Origin of the sequence: Sphingomonas brevis (assembly GCF_023516505.1) — a bacterium.
Lineage (GTDB): Bacteria > Pseudomonadota > Alphaproteobacteria > Sphingomonadales > Sphingomonadaceae > Sphingomicrobium > Sphingomicrobium breve.
Map to the genome: position 1 here is coordinate 2,048,699 of NZ_JAMGBB010000001.1, position 20,115 is coordinate 2,068,813.

Sequence of the window (20,115 nt, forward strand, 5' to 3'; positions counted from 1 at the left end):
CTAAATCTGCAGTCCCCGGAGCAGTAGCGGCAGGTCGCCGCTGGTGCCGCGCGCCTCGGCCATCAGCCGGTCCTTGACCGGCCCGATGCGGTTGATGAGGCCCATTCCAAATCGGCGAACCTTCGAGGCGGTCCTACCCGGAATGCCGTAGATCCGGGTCAGGCTGTCGGTTGCCAGGCTGACCATGAATGTGTCGAGCCCGCGCCAGCGTTGGTAGCGTGTCATCAGCTGCTCGTCGCCGAGATCGAGTCCCAGCCGCGCGCCCTCCACCAGAACCTGAGCCAGAGCTGCCGCGTCACGATAGCCGAGGTTCACGCCCTGACCGGCGATGGGATGGATGCCGTGCGCCGCATCGCCGACCAGCGCCAGCCGGTGGTCGGTAATCCGCGCGGCATGGTGGAAGCCGAGCGGGTAGGTCGAGCGCGGTGCGAGCACGCTGACCTTGCCGAGGAAGCCACCCATCGCCGCTTCGGCTTCGGCCGCGAAATCGCCCTCGCTCAATGACAGAAAGCCCGCTGCGTCCTCGGCCTTGACCGACCAGACGATTGCCGAACGGTGGCCGGCCTCATCGTCGGTCATCGGCAGTAGAGCGAACGGGCCGGAGGGGTAGAAAATCTCGTAGGCGACATTGTCGTGAGAGTGTTCGTGGCGGAGCGTCGAGACGATTGCGCTATGATCATATTTCCAGCGCGCGATGCGAATACCGGCCGCCTCGCGCATCGGCGAATTGCGCCCCTCTGCCGCAACCAGCAAGGGAGCGCCGACCATCCGGCCATCCTCCAGCCGGACGGTGACGCCATGATCGCCGCGCTCGACATGAGCCGCCTTGGCCTTCCACATCAGCCAGATATTCTTGCCCGATCTCGCCCGTTCCAGCAGCGCGGTCCGCAAATGGCGGTTCTCGTTCATCCAACCCAGCGGTTCGTCATCGTCGCCGGGATCGAACGCCAGCCCCCCGGGCTCGAGCCCGTCAGCCACTTCGATCCGCCGGATCGGGCAGCCGGCGACCGGGAAGTGATCGCTGATGCCGATCGTGTCGAACATCCGTTTCGACGAGGAGCTTAGTGCGCTGGTCCGGCCGTCGAACGCGACCGTCTTGCGCGCGTCAGGATCGGCGGGATCGACGACGATCGAGCTTAGTCCGCTGGAGTCCAGCGCTGCTGCCAGCGCCAGCCCAACGAGCCCACCGCCCAAGATGATCACATCCGCCCGGTCCATCGGCCCTCACTAGTCATCGCAACTCGGTGAGGGAAGCCTTGCCCCGGAGTCCGGCGACAGGCACAATGGACGGCGACTGAAAAGCCGGGGGAAAGTGACGTCATGGCGACGGCCGCGCAGCGAGCGCAGAAAAAGGATTTGGGTCCGCACTGGCGCGATACGCTGGCGGCCTCGATCCGTGGCTTCGTTCGCAAGACGGTCGGCGTGGCGTTGATCGGACTGTCAGTCGCGCTTGGCATCGCCATTGTCACTCATTCCAGCACCGATCCCAGCCTGACTACCGCCGCCGGCGGCCCCCCGGTCAATTGGCTGGGTTCGTTCGGCGCCTATGCCAGCGACGCGCTGCTGTTCCTATTCGGACCTGCCGCTGGCCTGTTCCTGCCGCTGGTTGCCCTGATCGGCCTCAGGATGGTGCGTGGAGTTGATACCGGACCGATGCGCAGGGCGTTGCTGGTCGCTGCACTCGGTGTTGCCTTGATCGGGATCGCGCTGGGCCTTTATGCTGGCTCTGCCGTGTCGGGCTTGCCGGCCGGCTATGGCGGCGCACTTGGCCTGGCCGGCGCCTATGGCGTCGATTCAGCCGTGCGACTTGTCGGCAACCCGGAGGTCGAAGGGCCGGTTCGACTGGCACTGATGGCGATCCTCGCGCTGGGCGGCTTTGCGATTGGCTGGCTCGCGCTCGGCATCCGTCCGGAAGAAAGGCAATGGGCGGCTGACCGATTCCGCCGCGACACCAGCATTGCTCCAAAGCCTCGCCGCAGCCGTGAAATCGCCGTTGACGATGAAGAGCGGGCCGCCTCTCCGCCGCGTTCCCGCCCAGCGGTTGCGGTGTCGGAGCCGGCGCGGGGCATTGCCCCGGCCGCGAAACCCAATCCGAAAAAGGGCAAGGGCGTGCTTCCCGGCCAGGCCAGCCTGGCGCTGGGAGATAATTACCAGCTGCCGGCACTCGACCTGCTGGCACCCCCGCCGGACAAGCCCAAGGGCAACATCGATCGGGCCGGACTCGAGCGAAACGCCCGCCTGCTCGAAAGCGTGCTTGAGGATTTCCATGTGCGCGGCGACATTGTCGAAGTCCGCCCTGGACCGGTCGTCACCATGTACGAGCTGGAACCGGCCAGCGGAATCAAGGCCAGCCGGGTGATCCAGCTGGCCGACGATATCGCCCGCAACATGTCGGCGCTGTCGGCCCGTGTCGCGACCATTCCGGGCCGCAGCGTGATCGGCATCGAGCTGCCCAATGCCAAGCGCGAAACCGTATCGCTGAGCGAGCTCATCGGCAGCCAGGCATTCGAAGACCAGAACATGTCCCTGCCACTGATCCTGGGCAAGAATATCTCGGGTGACCCGGTGATTGCCGACATCGCGCCAATGCCTCACCTGCTTGTCGCCGGCACCACCGGATCGGGCAAGTCGGTCGGCCTCAACTGCATGATCCTGTCGTTGCTCTACCGGATGAGCCCGGACGAGTGCCGGATGATCATGATCGACCCCAAGATGCTTGAGCTCAGCATCTACGACGACATTCCCCATCTGCTGGCACCGGTCGTGACGGAGCCCGGCAAGGCGATCCGCGCGCTCAAATGGACCGTCGAGCAGATGGAGGAGCGCTACCGGATGATGGCCAGCCTCGGCGTCCGCCAGCTGGCCAGCTTCAACGCCAAGATCCGCGACGCCAAGGCCAAGGGTTCCAAGCTCGGGCGGCGGGTGCAGACCGGGTACGACGCCGACACCGGCCAGCCGCTCTATGAGACGGAAGAGCTGGAGTATGAGGCGCTTCCTCAAATCGTTGTCGTGGTCGACGAGCTTGCCGATTTGATGATGACCGCCGGCAAGGAGGTAGAGTTCCTGATCCAGCGGCTGGCGCAAAAGGCCCGCGCCGCCGGCATCCACCTGATCATGGCGACGCAGCGGCCGTCGGTTGACGTCATTACCGGCGTCATCAAGGCCAATCTGCCCACCCGCATCAGCTTCCAGGTCACCAGCAAGATCGACAGCCGCACCATCCTTGGCGAGCAGGGCGCCGAGCAGCTGCTTGGCAAGGGCGACATGCTCTACATGCCCGGCGGGAAGCAGATCATTCGCGTCCACGGCCCATTCGTCAGCGACGAGGAAGTGCGCGCGGTGGCCGATCATTGGCGCAAGCAAGCGGTGCCCGACTATATTCTGGCGGTCACCGAAGAGCCTGAAGACGGCGGCTATCTGTTCGACGGCCAGCCAGTCGGCGACGACGATCCCGAGACCCAGCTGTATCGCAAGGCGATCCAGATCGTCGCCGAGAGCCAAAAGGCCTCCACCAGCTACCTGCAGCGCCAGCTGAGGGTCGGCTATAACAGCGCCGCCCGGTTGATCGAGCGGATGGAGAAGGATGGGCTGGTCGGACAGCCGGATCACGTTGGTCGCCGCGAGGTGTTGATCGACACCGACGGGCACCCGATTTGAACCTTAACGCGGGGGAACTGGCAGGTTCACAGCGCATTCAATCCGGGAACGCCATAACGCTGGCCAAATTTTCGGGAGTTTTTTGATGAATTTGATGAGCAATGCCGCGCGGGCCCTGATCCCGGTGGCAATTGTCGCGACACTGTCCGCGGCCGCGCCCGCCGCAACGACCGGCGACCTTCGGGCCGTCGAGACGAGCCTGGGCGCGACCCGGTCGATGACCGCCGACTTCCTTCAGACCGATGGCAAGGGCCGCCAGATCGCCGGCACGCTGAGCCTCAAGCGGCCGGGCAAGATCCGCTTTGCCTATGGCGGAGGGGTCAACGCCCTGCTCGTCGCCGACGGGACGACCCTCCACTATCTCGACTATGACGTCGCCCAGCACAGCAAATGGGCGATCGGCAAATCGCCGCTGGCGGTTCTGCTGGCGCCCAATCCGGATCTCGAGCGGATCGCGAGGCTGGTGCCGAGCAACAATAGCCAGGTCGTGGTGGTGCGGGCTCGCGACACGCGTCGTCCGGAATTTGGCACGCTGGTGCTGGCGTTCATTCGCAGCTCGGCCGCGCCCGGCGGACTGCGCCTTGAAGGCTGGACGGCAATCGACGCCCAGAACAAGAAGACCACCGTCAGATTGACTAACCAGCGCTACAATGTCGCGGTGCCGGACAGCGCCTTCGGCTTTACCGAGCCGAAGCGCAAAAAAGCGTAGCAATCGAAAACGGTTAACCTTGGCGACAGCTTGGTGAGTATATACATTAGGTTAGATCGCCGCGTGCCGGGGTTTCCCCCTGTTACCCGGGTCAGCGACGATCACCTTGCGTGACGAACGCTTGGTCGGCCCTTGCTCCAAGCCCCCGGAGCAAGGGCCTTTTCATTTCAGTCCGGGGGACTGAAATTCGAAAAGGCCCTCCTTTTGCTTCCGGCGTAAAGTCGGCTACTCGCGCTTCCGTGACCACGCTCAAGATTGCTTCCTGGAACATCAATTCGGTTCGCGCCCGCGTGCCGATCGTCGAGCGGTTTCTCGACGAAGAGCAGCCGGACATCCTCTGCTTGCAGGAAACCAAGGCCCAGGATCATGTTTTCCCGGCCGAGCTGTTCCATTCGCGTGGCTATGTCCATCACGAGCTTAACGGCCAGAAGATGCACCATGGCGTCGCCATTCTTTCGCGGGTCCAGCTGGGAGATGCCGGACGCCACGACTGGCAGGACAATGGCGAGGCGCGCCACGTCGGCGCCCGCCTTCCGGGCGGCATCCGGCTGGAGAATGTCTATATTCCGGCCGGCGGCGATACTCCCGACCGGACGGTCAATCCGAAGTTCGGCCAGAAGCTGGACTTCATCGAGCGCATGACTCGCTGGTCTGAAAAGTTGGCTGAGCCGACTTTAATCGTCGGGGATTTCAACATCGCGCCGTTGGAATGCGACGTGTGGAACCACAAGGCACTGCTCGATGTGGTCAGCCATACGCCGATCGAGGTAGAGGCGCTTGGCCGGCTGCAGGCGGCGCATGGCTGGGTCGATCTGGGCCGTGAGTTCATTCCTGCCCCAGAGCGCAATTTCACCTGGTGGAGCTATCGCGCGCAGGATTGGGCGGCGAGCGACCGCGGCCGCCGCCTCGACCATATGTGGGCATCGCCCGAGCTTGCGCCGCAGGCAGTCGCGCATCGGGTGCTGGAGCCCTGCCGTGGCTGGCAGCGGCCATCCGACCATGTGCCGTTGATCCTCGAGCTGGCGGTGTGACCGGAATATCCCCGATCGAGCGGGCGATCGCCGCGCTTCAGGCCGGACGTGCAGTCCGGGTAGGCAGGACGACCGTGCTTTCGGTCGAAACCGCTACCCGCGCGATGCTGGAACTGGCGGATCCCGAGGGTTGTGCGCCGCTGCTGATCAGCGGGCCGCGCGCGATGGCGCTTGGCCTGGCCAATGAGCGCGAAGCGGCCAGCCCCGACCACCCGGTCGAGGTCAGCCATTGCCAATGGCTCGACCGCGAGGCGGCGCGAGCGCTGGCCGATCCGGGCCTGGACTTCGATCGCGGCCCTATCGGGCCGTTGGAGGCAATGAAGGTCGAGCAGCCGGAATGCGCCAAGGCGGCGCTGACCCTGGCGCGGCTGGCCGGCCTGCTGCCCGCGCTGTGGCTGGTCGACATCGAGGCCGGCGCCTCGGTCGAGCCGGCCGACATTGCCGTCGCCACCCAGGCGCCATTGGCGACGATCGTCGCCCGGGCCAAGCTCCCGCTAGACAATTTGCCACCGAGCCAGATGGTCGCCTTCCGCGATCCGGCCAGCGGCGAGGAGCATATCGCGCTGGTGATCGGTGCATTCGGCGGCAAGCCGCCGCTCATTCGCCTCCACAGCGAGTGCCTGACCGGCGATGTGTTCGGCAGCCTGAAATGCGACTGCGGCCCGCAGCTGAAAGAGGCGCTGAAAATCCTCGGCGAGGAAGGCGGCGGAGTGCTGCTCTACCTGCGGCAGGAAGGCCGCGGCATCGGGCTGGCCAACAAATTGCGGGCCTACGCGCTGCAAGATCGCGGGCTCGACACGGTCGATGCCAATCGCCGGCTCGGATTCGCCGATGACGAGCGCAACTATGGCATGGCCGCCGCCATGCTCCGGGCACTGGGCATCGACCGGGTGCGGGTATTGACCAACAATCCGAACAAGATCTCCGGCCTGGAGCGGGAAGGGATCGAAGTGGTCGAGCGGGTTGCGCATCACATGCCGACCAACCCGCATAATGCCGACTATCTCGCGACCAAGCGCAAGAAGAGCGGCCACCTCGACTAGGCGAACAGAGCCGCGATTTGAGGGTTGATGGGGTCAATCCTCAAATAAGGCTGACCCGACGCGGACCGCAGTCGAGCCCAGCATTACCGCGGTCGGATAGTCGCTCGACATGCCCATGCTGAGGCCAGTGACGTCATGGCGTCGGGCCAATTCGGCCAGCAAGGCAAAATAAGGTCCCGGCTGCTTTTCCAGCGGCGGCATCGCCATCAGCCCGGCCAGCGGCAGCGGCGAGCCCCGCACCTGGTCGAGAAAGCCGGGCAGGTCGGCAATCGCCACCCCGCCTTTCTGGTCCTCGGCGCCGATGTTCACCTGCACATAGACATGCGGATAGCGACCGGCCTTTTCGCCGGCCTTGACCAGCGCGTCGAGCAGCGAAGCCCGGTCGAGCGAATGGATCACGTCGAACAGTTCGACCGCTTCCTCGGCCTTGTTGGACTGAAGCCGCCCGATCATGTGCAATCGAAGGTTGGGGTGGGCGCTTCGAAGTGCCGGCCATTTCCCGGCCACCTCCTGCACTCGATTCTCGCCGAAATCAGTGACCCCGGCAGCGATGAGCGGCTCAATCTCTTCGACTCCGCGCTGCTTGGTCACCGCAACCAGCGTCACATCCTCGGCCCTGCGCCGGGCAGCCCTGGCGGCGCGGGCGATCTGTTCGCGGACATTGGCCAGGCGGGTTGCGGCGTCGCTCATCCGGCGCGCTATAGGAAGCGCGATGACAGTGAACCAGTCCCAATGGCCCGCGCGGTGGCTGATGACTGACGAACGGCTCGACAGTCGATTGTGGGATGCGGTCGAGCGGCTGCCGCCAAGGGCAGGCATCATATTTCGTCATTACAGCCTGAACGGCGAGGATCGGCTGGAGCTGGGCCGTGAACTAGCGCGATCCGCTGCCAACGGAGGTTTGGTGCTGGGCGTGGCCGGGAACACGGCATTGGCCGAGCGGCTGGGCGCTTCCTTCGTCCACAATCCGGATGGGCCGGGCGAATTGCCTTGCTCGATGGCCGTGCATGACGAGGCCCAGGCTCGCGCCGCCAGGGAGGCGGGCGCCGTGCTGGCCTTTGTCGGTCCGATTCACCCGACCCGGTCGCATCCTGGCCGGCCGGCGTTGGGCGAGGAAAGAGCAGTCCGGCTTGCAAGAATTGCCGGCTGCCCGGCGATCGCGCTTGGCGGAATGAACGAGGCGCGCCTTGCAGCGCTGGAATCAGCCCATCCGGGCGCATTCCATGGTTTCGCGGGGATCGATTGCTGGCTGAAAAGCTAGATCAGAACTTAACGGCAGTGCCGACGTATACGGCCTTGCTGTCGCGCTGCTGCGTGTCAGCCAGTGCCGGGATCTGGTCGCGCTCGACCTTGTAGCGGACGCCGCCGGTCAGCGCGATGTTGCGGCTGATATTATAAGCGCCACCAACGTCGAGCGACATGCTGTCCGGGCGAGCCAAGGCCGCGACCCGATTCTCGTTGCGCTCGCCGCCAACTGCAATTCGCCCGGTGAACCGCTTGAGATTGTAGCTGACACCAACCACCGCCGTCTCGCGCGATCCGATCGCCGGATCGGGATCTGCCGAGCGGGTGACATCGCCGGCCACGGCAAGGCGCTTCCAACCGACCGCAAGGCCAAGATCATATTGAGCCGGCGCCAGGCCGGTCAGCGGCGAAGCCACGGCGACCTCGACCGGGCGCGCCGGAGTCGCGGCGCCGCGGGCGCGGATCGCGAGTCGCAGCTGCGACGGACGACCCTTGGCCGCCGCCGGAGTGAATTTGAAATCGGCGATCGACGGACCGCGATTGGCGAACATCGCCGCCAAACGGGGGTCGGCAGACGCCGGCGTGAAGGTCGAAATATTATCGAAACTCAAGGAGATAGACGGCGCGCGCTGCTGCCCGGCCGCGGCCACGCCAATCGCCGGGGTCATCACCATTGCGGCAGCGGCCAGCGCTAGCGCCAGCTTTCCGCCATTCATGGTCTCCCTGTTCGACACGTGACACAGACTCCTGTTCCATTCTGGATATAGGCTTTCGAACCTGTCGGTTCCATGACTAGAATCGATTCCGGGACGCCCTGTTGCCCGGAGTCCACAAAATACCGGAAATTACCCGGTGATTCTGTCGCTTGCCGAGACGGCGGCAGCATCTATAACGCCACCTAAGCCCCGTCATATCTGCAAAGAGAGTCCTATGTCCCGCCTGACCCTTCCTGTTGTTGCCATGATTGCCGTCGGCGTCGTCCTGCCGGGCTGTTCGAAGAACAAGGACCTGCCGATCGAGCTTGCGCCGTCGCGGATGACCAGCATCGGGGTGAACAGCTATTTGTGGCGCGCGGCGGTCGACACCTTGTCGTTTGCACCGCTGATCACGGCCGACAGCAATGGTGGCGTGATCGTCACCGACTGGTACGCCAACCCCAATACGCCGGGCGAGCGGGTCAAGCTGACCGTGTCGATCATCGACCAGGACCTTCGCGCCGACGCGCTGCGGGTCGCCGCCAGCCGCCAGGTCAACCAGGGCGGCGTGTGGGTGGATGCGCCGGTTTCCGCCGCGACCGTCCAGAAGCTTGAGGACATTATCCTTACTCGCGCCCGCGACCTTCGCCGCACCACCGTTAGCGGCTAGGAAGCGCCTAGCCGATGACCGACCGCTTCGACCCGGCGGTTGCCGACCGGCGCTGGCAGCAGCGCTGGGCGGAAGCCGGCAGCTTTCATGCCGACAGCGATTCGGCCAAGCCCAAGGCCTATGTGCTGGAGATGTTCCCCTATCCGTCGGGGCGCATCCACATGGGCCATGTCCGCAACTATACGATGGGCGACGTGCTGGCCCGCTTCCGCCGGATGCAGGGTTTCGAGGTGCTCCACCCAATGGGGTGGGATGCGTTCGGAATGCCGGCCGAAAATGCGGCCATGGAGAAAAAGGTTCATCCCGGCAGCTGGACGAGAGCGAACATCGCGGCGATGCGCGAGCAGCTGCAGCGCATTGGCTTCGCCCTCGACTGGAGCCGCGAACTCGCAACCTGCGAGCCCGACTACTACGGTCATGAGCAGGCCCTGTTCCTGGACCTGATGGATGCCGGTCTCGTCACCCGCAAGGAGAGCGAGGTCAATTGGGATCCGGTCGACATGACCGTTCTGGCCAATGAGCAGGTGATCGACGGCAAGGGCTGGCGGTCGGGAGCGACGGTTGAGCGCAAGAAGTTGAGCCAATGGTTCCTCAAGATCACCGACTTCACCGAGGAACTGCTCGAAGGGCTTAACGAGCTCGACCAATGGCCGGACAAAGTCCGGCTGATGCAACAGAACTGGATCGGCAAGAGCCAGGGCCTGCAATTCTGTTTCCGCCTGGCGGGAACGGTTCCTGGCGGCCATTGCGACATTGAGGTGTTCACGACCCGCCCCGACACGATTTTCGGGGCGAGCTTCGTTGCCATTTCGCCTGGCCATCCGATCGCCGAGGCCCTGGCAGAAGGACGGCCGGAAGTGGCGGAGTTCATTGCCAAGGCCCAGAGCGGCGGCACCAGTGCGGCCGAGGTCGAGACGGCGGAAAAGCTGGGCTTCGATACCGGGCTGGAGGCAATTCACCCGTTCGACGCCAATTGGCGGCTGCCAGTTTGGATCGCCAATTTCGTGTTGATGGATTACGGCACCGGCGCTCTTTATGGCGTTCCCGGCCACGATGTCCGCGACTTCGAATTCGCCAGCAAATACCGCCTGCCGATCCGCCGGGTCGTCGCCGCGGATGGCGACGGCGCATCGGCACCAATCACCGAGCCGGAGCCCGAGCCGGGAGTGGCGGTCAATTCGCAGTTCCTCGACGGCCTTACCAGCGAGCAGGCCAAGGCCGAAGTCATTCGCCGCGCCGAGACGGCGGGGTGGGGCAAGGGCAAGACGCAATATCGCCTTCGCGACTGGGGCGTGTCGCGCCAGCGCTATTGGGGCACGCCGATCCCGGTGATCCATTGCGACGCCTGCGGCCCGGTCGGCGTCCCGCGCGATCAGCTGCCGGTGGTTCTGCCCGAGGATGTCAGCTTCGACGTGCCCGGAAATCCGCTTGACCGCCACCCAAGCTGGACCAGGGTCGAATGTCCAAGTTGCGGTGCACCGGCGCGGCGCGAAACCGACACGCTCGACACCTTCGTCGATTCCAGCTGGTATTTCATCCGCTTCGCAAGTCAGCCAGAGAACCAGCCGTTCGACCGCGCTGAGGCCGAGAAGTGGTTACCGGTCGGCCAATATATCGGGGGGGTCGAGCATGCGATCCTCCACCTGCTCTATGCCCGCTTCTGGATGCGCGCGCTCGAGCGGATGGGCAAAATCTCGATCAAGGAGCCGTTCAAGGGGCTATTCACACAGGGAATGGTCACCCATGAAACTTATGAGAGCCCCGACGGCCGGTGGCTCAATCCGGATGAGATCGAGATTCGCGAAGGCGGCACTCTGGTCGAGCGCGCTACCGGGGCCGAGGTTCGCCGCGGGCGCGTCGAAAAAATGTCCAAGTCGAAAAAGAATACGGTCGACCCCGAGCCGATCCTCGCCCGTTACGGCGCGGACGCGGTGCGTTGGTTCATGCTGTCGGATTCGCCCCCCGAGCGCGACCTGGAATGGTCGGAGAGCGGGATCGAGGGCGCCGCTCGTTTCGTCCAGCGCGTGTGGCGGCTGATACGGTCCCCGGCCGGCAATGATGGCGAGGACATCGCGCTTGCCAAGAAGTTGCACAGGACGATCGCAGCCGTCGGTGAAGCAATCGAGGGACTTCAATTCAACAAGTCGGTGGCCGCGCTTTACGAGCTCACCAGCGCGATCGAGAAAGCCAAGCCCTCGGCGACTCGTGACGAGGCCATTCGTACCCTGTTGCTGCTGGTCGCTCCGGGTGCCCCCCATTTGGCCGAGGAAGCCTGGGCCACGCGCGGCGAAGACGGCATGATTGCCGACGCGGCCTGGCCAAGCTTCGATCCGGCGATGCTGGTCGATGACGAAGTCACGATCGCCGTGCAGGTTAACGGCAAGCTGCGCGAGACGATGACTGCTCCGCGCGGCATCAGCCGAGAGGATGCCGAGGCTCGCGCCCTCGCCTTGCCGAAGGTTCAATCTCAATTGGGTGGCGGTTCGCCGCGCAAGGTGATTGTGGTTCCCGACCGGCTGGTCAATATCGTCGCATGACCCGCCCAACGTCATACGGCTTCGCCCTGGCCCTGGCGCTTTTACTCGGCGCTTGCGGCCTGCAGCCGATGTATGGCGGCGGCTCGTCGGGTCAGGTCGCGAGCGGGCTCACCACCATCCAGGTCGCGGCAATTCCGGAACGCGCCGGCTGGCTGGTTCGAAACGCCTTGGTCGATCGGCTGGGGGGCGAATCCGGAAATGCATCCTATCGCTTGGAAGTCGAGCTCGACGACAATCTTACTTCGTTCGGCATTCGCGGCGATAGTTCGGCGACCCGTGAGCGGCGCACATTGCGAGCTCGCTACCGGCTGGTCGAATTGAAAACTGGCGAAGTCGTACTTGATGCGACGGCCGGATCCGACGCCGGTATCGATATCGTCAGCTCCGAATATGCCACCGTGGCTGCCGAGCAGACCGCCCAGGAGCGGCTCGCCCAGGTTGTCGCCGACCAGATGGTGTCGCGCCTGGCCTTGTTCATGCGCAGTTCCACCGGGCAATGAAGGCGGTCAGGACCGGCCTCGCCAAGGCGCTCGACCGTCCTGATCCGGCCATTCGCTTCTACCTGTTTCATGGCCCGGACGAGGCTGGTTCGCGGAGCCTTGCCGGGCAATTGCTCAGAGGGCTCGGCAATGCCGACAAATTCGTCGTACTTGGCCAGGTAATTAAGTCCGATCCGGCAACATTGGCCGATGAGGCCGGCGCCATTTCCCTGTTCGGCGGCAAACGGGCCATCTGGGTTGAGCCCGCCGGCGACGAAATCGCTGAGGGTGTGGCGGCGTTGCTCGAAGCGCCCGCTAGCGAAAGTTCGGTGATTGCGGTCGCCGGTTCGCTGCGCAAGACGTCGGCACTGCTCAAGCTGGCGGAAACACATCCCGCGGCCTGGTCGCATATCAGCTATGTGCCGGAAGGCCGCGACCTTGAGCGGATCGTCATCGATCTCGGGCGGGAACAGGGCCTGCGGGTCTCGCCGGATCTTGCCCGGCGGATCGCTTCGGCGGCTGCCGGCAACCAGGCGATAGCATTGCAGGAATTGGCGAAGTTCGCGCTTTATCTTGGGGCCGACACCGACAATGCGCGCGATCTTGATCCGGATACCGTGGACATCCTTGGTGCGGATTCGGCCGAGGCCGATTTGATGCGGATTGGCGATTTGGCGTTGGCCGGGCGGATGGACCTATTGCTCGATGAGCTGGGGCGCCTTCCTCACGGCGGATCGGAAGCGGTGCCGATTCTTCGCGCGCTTCAGCGGCGATTGTTGATGCTGGCGCCGCTGCGCGCCCGGATTGAGCGCGGCGAGCGGGTTGACGCCGTCATGACGTCAATGGGTAAGGCTTTGTTCTGGAAGGACAAACCGTTGATCGAGCGGCTTTTATCCGTGTGGCCGGCGGAGCGGCTGTCGGAGGCGGCCTCGCGTGTCGCGAGTCTCGAGCGACAGATCATGCTTCGACCGTTGGCCGACGAGGCGGCGTTGGGAGAGACTTTGGTTACGCTGGCGCGGGCAGCAAGGCGCTAGATTAAATCGGCTCGCCGGAGAGTCGCTGGCAGATAAGGTCGAGCTGATCGAGGGTGCTGTAGTGGAGCGCGACCGAGCCGCCGCTCTTGCCGTGAGTGACCTTGACCCGAATTCCGAGCAAATCGCTCAATTGACGTTCCAGTGCCGCCAGATCTGCATCGACCGGGCGCAGGGCATTGCGCGCCGAGGCTCTCCCAATATCCGATCCAGCGCCGGGCCTGACCTTCTTGGCGAGATGTTCCGCCTGGCGGACCGACAAGTCCCCTTCAACGATTTCATTGGCCAAGGCTTCAGGGTCCGGAGCGGTCGCGACAGCTCGCGCATGGCCCATGCTGATATCGCCTCTCAACAGCATTAGGCGCACTGAATCGGGAAGTTCCAGCAAGCGGAGCAAATTCGCGACATGGCTGCGCGACTTGCCCACAAGCTTTCCGACGACCTCCTGGCTGTGGCCATAACCGCTGATCAGCCGACGATAGGCCTCGGCCTCTTCAATGGCGTTGAGATTCTCGCGCTGGACATTCTCGATCAGCGCCACTTCGGCCCGCGATTCCTCGTCGAATTCACGAATTAATGCAGGGATTTCATGGAGTTGAGCCCGTTGAGCAGCGCGCCAGCGACGTTCGCCGGCAACCAGCTCATAGCCATCGTCCACCATCCGGACGATTATCGGCTGAAGCACGCCGCGCTCGGCAATCGACGCCGCAAGCTCAGCCATTGCTGCTTCGTCGAAGACCTGCCGCGGCTGCGCGGGGTTCGGCCGGATACGGGCGACTTCGATCGAACGAACGCTGCTTGTTGCCTGCCCGTCCTGCCGAATTGCCGGGACTTCGCCGATCAGCGCGCTAAGACCGCGCCCGAGTCCGGTCGCCTTCTTCATGCCGCCTCCGCCGTGAGCTGTGGCAGTCGAGCTATGATCTCGCGGGCAAGGCGGACATAAGCTTCCGAACCTGGGCAGCGAAGATCGTAGATCAAGGCTGGCAGGCCGTGGCTTGGAGCTTCCGACAAGCGGACGTTGCGCGGCACCACCGTTTCGAACACTGATGTGCCCAGACAGGCCCGGACATCTTCCGCAACCTGGGACGAAAGATTGTTCCGCCGATCGAACATGGTCAGTGCGACGCCGAGGATCGACAGCTGCGGATTATAGGCCAACCTGATTCGCTCCACCGTCTGCAGAAGCTGGCTAAGTCCTTCTAAAGCAAAGAATTCGCATTGAAGCGGGACGAGGAGGTGGCGCGAGGCGACCAGAGCGTTGACGGTCAGCAAACCAAGCGAGGGGGGGCAATCCAACAGGCAAATGTCCCAGCGGCCGGCCGGCACTTCGTCAAACGCCTGGGCCAGGCGGTGGGTCCGATCGTCCATCGCCACCAGCTCCACTTCGGCGCCTGACAGATCGACGGTAGCCGGCAACAAGTCGAGCCTCGGCACCTTGGTCGCCACCGCGGATTCGATAATGCTCGCCTCTCCCAACAGCACGTCATAGGTCGAACGCTCACGGGCGGCGCGGCCGATGCCGAGCCCGGTCGAGGCATTCCCCTGGGGGTCGAGGTCGACCAGCAGGACTTTCCAGCCGATCGCGGCCAATGCCGTCGCCAAATTGATTGCGGTGGTGGTTTTGCCCACCCCACCCTTTTGATTGGCGACCGCAACGCGAATCATCGCTTCCCCCTCGGTTGGATATGTTCGGCAATAATGATTGCCGCTTCGGGATCCGTCCGGCTTGGTTCCAGATGAAACACACCCTGCCATTTCCCTTGAGCCTCATCCAGTTCCGATTTCGCACTTTTCCCCTTTGGGAACAGCCAGCGCGTTTTATCTGTGGACAGATGGCGGGATATCCTGAGCAAAGCGTCGAGCGAGGCCACCGCACGCGCCGTAATCACGTCGAACGAGCCACTGATTCGCTCCGCCTTGGCCAAATGAACGGTGACGCGATGCGATAGGCCGAGCGCCTCGGCGGCACGGTGAAGAAAGTCGGCCCGCAATTTGCGGGGCTCGACCAATGTAATCGGACCTTCGGTCAAAATTGCGACCACGAGGCCCGGAAGCCCTGCCCCCGAGCCGACGTCGAGCCATGATGAGTCGACCCGTGGCGCAAAGCGGACAATCTGGGCGCTGTCGGCGATGTGGCGTCGCCAAATCTCGTCGACGGTGGAGCGGGAAATCAGATTTTGGCGCTGATTTTCCTCGATCAGCAGCTCGACATATCGATCGAGCGATTCGAATGTTTCACGTGGAACGCTGGCACGCAGCTCGTCGGTAAGACAGGCGAGCACCGACGTCCAGCGCTCATTGGGGTCAATCATGCGGCCTGGCGAACCAAAGCGAAATGCAGCGCCGACATGGCCGCCGGCGTGACCCCGGGCACCCGTGATGCCTGGTCAAGATCGGCGGGTCCGGCGGCTTCGAGCCGCTCTCGCATTTCGTTAGATAAACCAGGCACTTGGCTCAAATTGAAACCAGGTGGAATGCCCAGTGCCCGGTCCTTGCTCCGGCTAGCCAATTCACCCTCCAGACGAGCGAGATAGGGGGCGTAGACCGCATCGTCGAGCGCCTCGGTCGCCGCGGCGCCATCAGCCATCAGGGAACGTGCCGCGGCAATTCCATCGCCGCGCCGCGCCCATTCGGCCAGGCTCTTGCGGGCAGGATCGAGCAGGCCCAATTCCATGCCCGAGACCTTCCGTTCGAGGAACGCAACCGCTTGCGTCTTTGCTTCAAGATGCTCCTGCACGAGGGCCGCTTGCCCGCTCGTGAGCGTCCCCAATTCCATTGCCATTGGGCCGAGGCGCGAAACGGCATTATCGGCACGAAGGTGTAGGCGATATTCGGACCGGGCAGTCAGCATCCGGTAAGGTTCGCTCACCCCCTGCAAGGTAAGATCGTCGATCATTACGCCGATATAGCTGTTGCTCCGGTCGAATCGCGCTTCCTGCAAGTCGCGCGCCACCGCGGCAGCGTTGAACCCGGCAACCAGCCCCTGGGCAGCAGCTTCCTCGTAACCGGTCGTGCCGTTGAGCTGGCCGGCGAAGAACAGCCCGCCCACCTCACCATGCTGAAGCATCGGATCGAGGCGGCGCGGATCGGCATATTCATATTCGACCGCATAGCCAGGCTGGACGATATCGCAGCGTTCCAGCCCTTCGACGCTGCGAACCAGGTCGAGTTGAACATCGGCAGGCAAGGACGTTGAAATACCGTTGGGATATATCAGATGATCGGCCAGCCCTTCGGGTTCGAGAAAGATCTGATGGCCGTCGCGATCACCGAAACGATGAACCTTGTCCTCGATCGACGGGCAATAACGTGGGCCCCTGCCTTCGATTGCTCCGGCAAAGAGGGGCGACCGACCGATTCCGGCGCGAATGACGTCATGACTTCGCACATTAGTTCTTGTAATTGCACAACTTAATTGCGGAAGTGGACAATCATTGGGCGCTAGCGCCATTGTCCAGTCGAGGCGATCACTCGGCTGCGCCAGGGTCCGCGTCCAATCGACAGTCCGCCCGTCGAGCCGTGGCGGCGTACCCGTTTTCAGACGCCCCTGTGCAAGCCCAAGTTCCCGGATCTGGCCTCCAAGCGCGGACGCCGACTGCCCGCCTTGCCGGCCGCCTGACCAACGCTCCTCACCGCGGAACATGGTGGCACCAAGAAAGGTGCCGGTGGCCAGGACCACCGTGCGTGCGTCGATCGATGATCCGTCTGCGAGCTCAATCCCCGCAACCGATTTGCCCGAGAGTCGTAGCGCAATCGCTTCACCTTCGATCAGCGCAATGCCGGCCGCGGCGACGGCTTCCGCAACGGCACGACGATAAAGGCTCCGATCAGCCTGTATCCGGGGCCCACGGACGGCACTCCCCTTGCTGGCATTGAGCATCCGGCGATGGATAGCAGCGCGATCAGCGGCGCGGGCCATGATTCCGCCCATCGCGTCAACCTCTCGAACCAGATGCCCCTTGCCCACCCCGCCGATCGATGGGTTGCAACTCATCTGGCCGAGATCGTCGGCACGGAAGGTCAATAGCGCCACGCGCGCACCACGCCGCGCGGCGGCGCAGGCCGCTTCGCATCCGGCGTGGCCGCCACCGATGACCAGAACGTCGAACATCGGATGCCCTTAGCCGATCAGCGTTCCACGTGAAACATTCGTTTGGAGACTGTCCGGGGGACAGTCGAAACCGAATGTCACTTCCCAAGACAGAATCGGCCGAACAGCGTGTCGAGCAAGTCCTCAACGCCGGCACGACCAGATATGCGGTCGATAGCCAACCGGGCCACGCGCAGTTCTTCAGCGATCAGCACCGCATCGTCCAGCTCCCCGGCTCGACACAACGCCGCCTGTGCTTCGCTAAGCAGATCGTGCTGGCGACGATCCAATGCGAGCTCATCGCCCCGTGGAAGCATTGCGCTCGCCCGTCGCAACAACTCCACGGTTAATTGGTCTAATCCCTGCCCCGTGATCGCGGAAACCGGAAGGCCGAGTGCCTCGCTGACGCCCAAATCCGACTTCGCCACCACCTGGATCAGTTCGCGATGATTAGGGGCGTCATGGCTCGACCCCAGCCAAATCAACATGTCGGAACCCTCCGCCTCCTGGCGCGCGCGGCCGATACCGATGTTCTCAACGACATCGGCAGACTCTCTGAGACCGGCCGTATCGACCAACACGAAAGGGGTCCCGGCAATGGCGATAGGGACTTCGATAACGTCGCGCGTTGTCCCTGCGATTGGCGTCACGATCGCCTTTTCGCTCTGCGCTAACGCATTGACAAGACTAGATTTTCCGGCGTTTGGTGGACCCGCTACCGCGACCCTGATCCCATCGCGCAGTGGTTCGACACGAGGCGCTTCGACGAGAAGGGCCATATCATCGGCGAGCATCCTGATTGCCGATCGAAGCTCAACGTCTTCCGCCCCATCCTCCTCATCGGCATAATCAATTGCCACCTCGGCGCGCGCCGCCAGCGCCAGCAAGCGCTCGCGCCAGTCGTCGAGCCTAGCCCGCAAGGCTCCCCCTGCCCGCGCCATCGCCGACCGACGCTGCAGCTCGGTCTCGGCGGCCAGCAGGTCGGCCAGGCCTTCCGCCTCGGTCAGATCGATCCGACCGTTGGCCAATGCACGGCGTGTGAATTCGCCCGGTTCGGCCAACCGCATCCCGGCTTCACCAATCAGCGCATTGATCAAAGCGTCAATCGTCGCCCGGCCGCCATGACATTGATATTCAACGATATCTTCACCGGTCGAGCTGTTCGGACCGTCAAACCGGACAATCAGCGCCTGATCGATCAAGCTGCCATTGGCCGGATCAGCCAGCCGCCGCAGAACCGCGGTTCGGGCGGCCGGCAGTTCGCCCGCGATCCGCTCGGCGGCGGCAAATGCCTGCGGGCCGCTGGTACGGACGACAGCGATCGCCGCGGGCGGACGCCCGCTCGACAGGGCAACGATGGTGTCATTAGCGGTCACGAGGGCTGCCATTGGCGCCGCCCCCGCAAAACCGCAAGCGGCTAGGCGAACAGCCGGCCGATCCCGACCTCAGGGTGGATCCAGCCGTCGTAGATCATCTTGCCGGCGACCCAGACAATCACCACCAACCCGATATAGGCGATCCAGCGATAGCGCTCGATGTAACGGGCGATGATATTGGCCGCGATGCCCATCAAGGCGACCGCGAACACCAGGCCGACGATCAGGATACCGGGGTGGTCGCGGGCCGCGCCAGCCACGGCCAAGACATTGTCGAGGCTCATCGACACATCGGCGACGGCAACGGCCCAGGCCGCCGCGGCAAAGCTCTTGGCGGGGCGGAGGCCGCTATGCTCGTCGCCGACGATCTCTTCCGAACCTGGAGAGCAATCCTGCGGCGCGCGAAGATCGCGCCACATCCGCCAGCTGACCCACAGCAGGAGCAAGCCGCCAACCAGGATCAGTCCGATCACCTGCATCAATTGGGTGACGATCAGAGCAAACAGGATCCGCAGCACGAGCGCCGCAGCCACGCCGATCACGATGACCTTGCGGCGCTGCTCGGCAGGAAGCCCCGCGGCAAGCGCGCCAACCACGATGGCATTGTCCCCCGCGAGTACGAGGTCGATCATCAGCACCTGGGCAAAGGCGGAAAATGCGCCCGGATCGGTAATGTTCGCGAAATCCTTGACGATCGCGCCCCACATGTCGGCAAAGCCGCCCAATCCGGCAACCGCCGCCGCAATCATCACCAGCAGTAAGTCGAACATTGCAAACCCCGGTTCCTGTTGAACCATTTCAGCAGTCGCGAAGCTCATCCCTGACCCCTGTTATGAAAGTCCCAGCGCGTTCCGGAGGCCGAGCACATGCTCGCCACCGACCCACCCCTCGTAGATCATGTTGACGCCGACATAGAGGATCACCGCCAGCCCGATGTAGTTGATCCAATGATATCGCTGGATCAGCTTGGCGACATAGTTGGCCGCGAAGCCCATGAACAGCACCGAAAAGGTCAGCCCGACGAACAGTAGCGCGGGATTGTCGCGCGCGATCGAGGCCACCAGCAACACATTGTCGAGACTCATGCTGAGGTCGGCGATGGTGATCTGGATCGCTGCCTGGAGGAATGTCTTGGTTGCCGGCGGACCCTCAATCTCCGCGGTATCAGGATCGTCGTGGGTCACCAGCGGCCGGGGGTGCAACTCGCGCACCATATTGTAAGCGACCCACATTAAAAGCAGGCCGCCGGCGAACACCAGCCCGGTAATCTTGAGCAGCTGCGTCGCCAGCACGGCGAAGGTGATCAGGAAGGCCAGGGCCATGGCCACGCCGAGCATCAGCACCCGCTTGCGGTCCCGCTCCGGAAGCCCCGCGGCCAGCGAACCCATGATGACGACATTGTCGCCGGCCATGGTCAGGTCGCCGACGACGATCTGGCCAAGCTTGGCCATCCCGGCGGCAGTGAAGATGCTGGAGAAGCTGAACCCGCTGATCATGATCAACCTTTGACCGTCATTGCGAGCGAAGCGCAGCAATCCAAGGTTCGTTCCCG

Annotated in this window: 19 protein-coding genes; 9 read left to right on the top strand and 10 right to left on the bottom strand. The window is 63.8% G+C overall.

The features are described 5' to 3' along the window. Complete coding sequence (locus LZ518_RS10625) at positions 1-1,218, bottom strand: FAD-dependent monooxygenase (RefSeq protein WP_249915960.1); 1,218 nt, start codon at positions 1,216-1,218, stop codon at positions 1-3. A 102-nt stretch (positions 1,219-1,320) separates the two neighbouring features. Here LZ518_RS10625 and LZ518_RS10630 point away from each other — a divergent pair, with 102 nt between their 5' ends. The 4 genes from LZ518_RS10630 (at position 1,321) to ribA (ending at position 6,440) form a co-directional block, all read left to right on the top strand. Beyond that, on the top strand, positions 1,321-3,657 hold the full coding sequence (locus tag LZ518_RS10630) for an FtsK/SpoIIIE family DNA translocase (protein WP_249915961.1): 2,337 nt from the start codon (positions 1,321-1,323) through the stop codon (positions 3,655-3,657). Between the two features lie 85 nt (positions 3,658-3,742). Beyond that, positions 3,743-4,366, top strand: a complete 624-nt coding sequence (locus tag LZ518_RS10635) for a LolA family protein (RefSeq protein ID WP_249915962.1) — start codon at positions 3,743-3,745, stop codon at positions 4,364-4,366. 239 nt (positions 4,367-4,605) lie between these two features. After that, entirely contained in the window at positions 4,606-5,397 is a 792-nt protein-coding gene (gene xth, locus LZ518_RS10640; protein ID WP_249915963.1) for an exodeoxyribonuclease III, read from the top strand. After that, positions 5,394-6,440 (top strand): GTP cyclohydrolase II, encoded by a 1,047-nt coding sequence (ribA, locus tag LZ518_RS10645; RefSeq protein ID WP_249915964.1) that lies wholly within the window; start codon positions 5,394-5,396, stop codon positions 6,438-6,440. The genes xth and ribA overlap by 4 nt, the downstream gene beginning before the upstream one ends. Before the next feature lie 33 nt (positions 6,441-6,473). Here the strand turns inward: ribA and LZ518_RS10650 are convergent, their stop codons facing one another. Beyond that, the gene (locus LZ518_RS10650; protein WP_249915965.1) at positions 6,474-7,130 is read right to left on the bottom strand and encodes a YggS family pyridoxal phosphate-dependent enzyme; all 657 of its coding nucleotides are present in this window, start codon (positions 7,128-7,130) and stop codon (positions 6,474-6,476) included. Between the two features lie 22 nt (positions 7,131-7,152). Between LZ518_RS10650 and LZ518_RS10655 the strand changes: the two genes are divergently transcribed. Continuing rightward, a complete protein-coding gene (locus tag LZ518_RS10655; protein WP_249915966.1) occupies positions 7,153-7,701 on the top strand; it encodes a thiamine phosphate synthase in 549 nt (182 codons plus the stop codon). Position 7,702: 1 nt separating this feature from the next. Here LZ518_RS10655 and LZ518_RS10660 read toward each other — a convergent pair whose 3' ends face one another. Continuing rightward, positions 7,703-8,419, bottom strand: a complete 717-nt coding sequence (locus tag LZ518_RS10660) for a hypothetical protein (protein ID WP_249915967.1) — start codon at positions 8,417-8,419, stop codon at positions 7,703-7,705. 226 nt (positions 8,420-8,645) lie between these two features. Between LZ518_RS10660 and LZ518_RS10665 the strand changes: the two genes are divergently transcribed. The 4 genes from LZ518_RS10665 to holA are packed head-to-tail and all read left to right on the top strand — an operon-like array spanning position 8,646 to position 13,100. Continuing rightward, positions 8,646-9,050: a DUF3576 domain-containing protein gene (locus LZ518_RS10665; protein WP_249916556.1), complete on the top strand. Its 405-nt coding sequence runs from the start codon at positions 8,646-8,648 to the stop codon at positions 9,048-9,050. Positions 9,051-9,064: 14 nt separating this feature from the next. Next, entirely contained in the window at positions 9,065-11,587 is a 2,523-nt protein-coding gene (gene leuS, locus LZ518_RS10670) for a leucine--tRNA ligase (RefSeq protein ID WP_249915968.1), read from the top strand. After that, positions 11,584-12,087: an LPS assembly lipoprotein LptE gene (gene lptE / locus LZ518_RS10675; protein WP_249915969.1), complete on the top strand. Its 504-nt coding sequence runs from the start codon at positions 11,584-11,586 to the stop codon at positions 12,085-12,087. The genes leuS and lptE overlap by 4 nt, the downstream gene beginning before the upstream one ends. Beyond that, positions 12,084-13,100, top strand: a complete 1,017-nt coding sequence (gene holA / locus LZ518_RS10680) for a DNA polymerase III subunit delta (protein WP_249915970.1) — start codon at positions 12,084-12,086, stop codon at positions 13,098-13,100. Before lptE ends, holA begins: the two co-directional genes overlap by 4 nt. Position 13,101: 1 nt before the next feature. Here holA and LZ518_RS10685 read toward each other — a convergent pair whose 3' ends face one another. The 7 genes from LZ518_RS10685 to LZ518_RS10715 form a co-directional block, all read right to left on the bottom strand. After that, positions 13,102-13,980: a ParB/RepB/Spo0J family partition protein gene (locus LZ518_RS10685; RefSeq protein WP_249915971.1), complete on the bottom strand. Its 879-nt coding sequence runs from the start codon at positions 13,978-13,980 to the stop codon at positions 13,102-13,104. Continuing rightward, entirely contained in the window at positions 13,977-14,762 is a 786-nt protein-coding gene (locus LZ518_RS10690) for a ParA family protein (RefSeq protein ID WP_249915972.1), read from the bottom strand. Before LZ518_RS10690 ends, LZ518_RS10685 begins: the two co-directional genes overlap by 4 nt. Beyond that, positions 14,759-15,409 carry a 16S rRNA (guanine(527)-N(7))-methyltransferase RsmG gene (gene rsmG / locus LZ518_RS10695; protein ID WP_249915973.1) on the bottom strand — a complete coding sequence of 217 codons (651 nt, stop codon included), beginning with the start codon at positions 15,407-15,409 and terminating at the stop codon, positions 14,759-14,761. Before rsmG ends, LZ518_RS10690 begins: the two co-directional genes overlap by 4 nt. Beyond that, positions 15,406-17,208 carry a tRNA uridine-5-carboxymethylaminomethyl(34) synthesis enzyme MnmG gene (gene mnmG / locus LZ518_RS10700; RefSeq protein WP_249915974.1) on the bottom strand — a complete coding sequence of 601 codons (1,803 nt, stop codon included), beginning with the start codon at positions 17,206-17,208 and terminating at the stop codon, positions 15,406-15,408. Before mnmG ends, rsmG begins: the two co-directional genes overlap by 4 nt. 77 nt (positions 17,209-17,285) lie before the next feature. Beyond that, positions 17,286-18,575, bottom strand: coding sequence for a tRNA uridine-5-carboxymethylaminomethyl(34) synthesis GTPase MnmE (mnmE, locus tag LZ518_RS10705; protein WP_249915975.1), 1,290 nt, complete (start codon positions 18,573-18,575; stop codon positions 17,286-17,288). A 29-nt stretch (positions 18,576-18,604) separates the two neighbouring features. Further along, positions 18,605-19,333 carry a YjbE family putative metal transport protein gene (locus tag LZ518_RS10710; RefSeq protein ID WP_249915976.1) on the bottom strand — a complete coding sequence of 243 codons (729 nt, stop codon included), beginning with the start codon at positions 19,331-19,333 and terminating at the stop codon, positions 18,605-18,607. A gap of 60 nt (positions 19,334-19,393) precedes the next feature. Then, positions 19,394-20,059: a YjbE family putative metal transport protein gene (locus LZ518_RS10715; protein WP_249915977.1), complete on the bottom strand. Its 666-nt coding sequence runs from the start codon at positions 20,057-20,059 to the stop codon at positions 19,394-19,396. Positions 20,060-20,115 lie beyond the last annotated feature (56 nt).

Bases quoted from the DNA above. Each gene is read 5' to 3' on its own strand.
- LZ518_RS10625 (WP_249915960.1), bottom strand. From the start codon at position 1,218: ATGGACCGGGCGGATGTGATCATCTTGGGCGGTGGGCTCGTTGGGCTG.
- LZ518_RS10630 (WP_249915961.1), top strand. From the start codon at position 1,321: ATGGCGACGGCCGCGCAGCGAGCGCAGAAAAAGGATTTGGGTCCGCAC.
- LZ518_RS10635 (WP_249915962.1), top strand. From the start codon at position 3,743: ATGAATTTGATGAGCAATGCCGCGCGGGCCCTGATCCCGGTGGCAATT.
- LZ518_RS10650 (WP_249915965.1), bottom strand. From the start codon at position 7,130: ATGAGCGACGCCGCAACCCGCCTGGCCAATGTCCGCGAACAGATCGCC.
- LZ518_RS10655 (WP_249915966.1), top strand. From the start codon at position 7,153: ATGACAGTGAACCAGTCCCAATGGCCCGCGCGGTGGCTGATGACTGAC.
- LZ518_RS10665 (WP_249916556.1), top strand. From the start codon at position 8,646: ATGATTGCCGTCGGCGTCGTCCTGCCGGGCTGTTCGAAGAACAAGGAC.
- leuS (WP_249915968.1), top strand. From the start codon at position 9,065: ATGACCGACCGCTTCGACCCGGCGGTTGCCGACCGGCGCTGGCAGCAG.
- lptE (WP_249915969.1), top strand. From the start codon at position 11,584: ATGACCCGCCCAACGTCATACGGCTTCGCCCTGGCCCTGGCGCTTTTA.
- holA (WP_249915970.1), top strand. From the start codon at position 12,084: ATGAAGGCGGTCAGGACCGGCCTCGCCAAGGCGCTCGACCGTCCTGAT.
- LZ518_RS10685 (WP_249915971.1), bottom strand. From the start codon at position 13,980: ATGAAGAAGGCGACCGGACTCGGGCGCGGTCTTAGCGCGCTGATCGGC.
- LZ518_RS10690 (WP_249915972.1), bottom strand. From the start codon at position 14,762: ATGATTCGCGTTGCGGTCGCCAATCAAAAGGGTGGGGTGGGCAAAACC.
- rsmG (WP_249915973.1), bottom strand. From the start codon at position 15,409: ATGATTGACCCCAATGAGCGCTGGACGTCGGTGCTCGCCTGTCTTACC.
- mnmG (WP_249915974.1), bottom strand. From the start codon at position 17,208: ATGTTCGACGTTCTGGTCATCGGTGGCGGCCACGCCGGATGCGAAGCG.
- mnmE (WP_249915975.1), bottom strand. From the start codon at position 18,575: ATGGCAGCCCTCGTGACCGCTAATGACACCATCGTTGCCCTGTCGAGC.
- LZ518_RS10710 (WP_249915976.1), bottom strand. From the start codon at position 19,333: ATGTTCGACTTACTGCTGGTGATGATTGCGGCGGCGGTTGCCGGATTG.
- LZ518_RS10715 (WP_249915977.1), bottom strand. From the start codon at position 20,059: ATGATCAGCGGGTTCAGCTTCTCCAGCATCTTCACTGCCGCCGGGATG.